The organism is Actinoplanes sp. NPDC000266 (assembly GCF_042899005.1).
Taxonomy (GTDB): Bacteria; Actinomycetota; Actinomycetes; order Mycobacteriales; family Micromonosporaceae; genus Actinoplanes.
In genome coordinates this window covers 1-1069 of the sequence record NZ_JBIAZI010000040.1, presented here as the reverse complement: position 1 = coordinate 1069, position 1069 = coordinate 1, and the positions used below count along the sequence as shown (strand labels likewise).

The window sequence follows — 1069 nt, the reverse complement described above, 5'->3', positions numbered from 1 at the left end:
TAGGTCTAAAACTGCCAGAGGTTGTTAACACATCGGGGTCTCCGATCGTTGGAGACTTATGCCCCCGTCGATGGACCAGAAGCTGGACCGCCAGGCGCAGCATCGCCTAGCGGTTCTGCGGCACGTTGAGGAAGTCACCGGCAACGTCGCCCGCACGTGCCGCTACTACGGGATCAGCCGGCCGACCTACTACAAATGGCTGCGTCGATACCAGGACGAAGGCCTCGTCGGTCTGCGAGATCGCTCGAGCGCACCACACCACTGCCCGACCGCGACCCACGCCGACATCGTGAACAAGATCGTGTATCTGAGGCAGAACTATCACTTCGGCCCGGTCAAGATCCAGATGTACCTGAAGCGGTACCACGACATCACGATCACCAGCTCGGCGATCTACAACATCCTGGTCCGGCTCGGCCTCAACCGGCTGCCGGCCTCCCAACGCTACAAGTCTCGTGAGAAACGCTGGAAGCGTTACGAGAAGCCACTTCCCGGCAATCGGATCCAGATCGACGTCAAGTTCATCGAGCCGATCGGCCTGCCGACCAACCCCTCGACCGGCAAGGCACCGATCTCCGGCCAGTTGCCCAAGCAACGCCGCCGCGCGAAGTACTACCAGTTCACCGCGATCGACGACTGCACCCGGCTCCGCGTGCTACGCATCTACCCGCGCTGCGACCAGAAGACCGCCATCGCGTTCCTGGACTACGTGCTGCAGCGGCTGCCGTTTCGCGTCGAAGTCATCCAGACCGACAACGGCGCCGAGTTCCAGACCAAGTTCCACTGGCACGTCCTCGACCAAGGCATCGCCCACACCTACATCAAACCCGCATCGCCGCACCTCAACGGCAAGGTCGAGCGCTCACATCGCATCGACGCCGAAGAGTTCTACCGCATGCTCGAAGGCGTCGTCATCGACGACACTGGCGTCTTCAACGACAAGCTGCGCGAATGGGAGGATTACTACAACTACCACCGCCCGCACGGCGCCCTGGACGGCCAAACCCCTTTCGAGAGACTCAAGCAGAAGACTCAGACCCAGATGTAAACCGACTCTGGCAGATGCACA

At 61.1% G+C, this 1069-nt stretch carries 1 protein-coding gene; it reads left to right on the top strand.

The window, feature by feature from the left end; translation table 11 throughout:
- Positions 1 to 70: 70 nt before the first annotated feature.
- On the top strand, positions 71 to 1048 hold the full coding sequence (locus ACFY36_RS51910) for an IS481 family transposase (protein WP_499753335.1): 978 nt from the start codon (positions 71 to 73) through the stop codon (positions 1046 to 1048).
- Positions 1049 to 1069: the final 21 nt, after the last annotated feature.

Excerpts from the sequence above, each read along its gene's own strand:
- ACFY36_RS51910 (WP_499753335.1), top strand. The coding sequence starts at position 71 with ATGGACCAGAAGCTGGACCGCCAGGCGCAGCATCGCCTAGCGGTTCTG.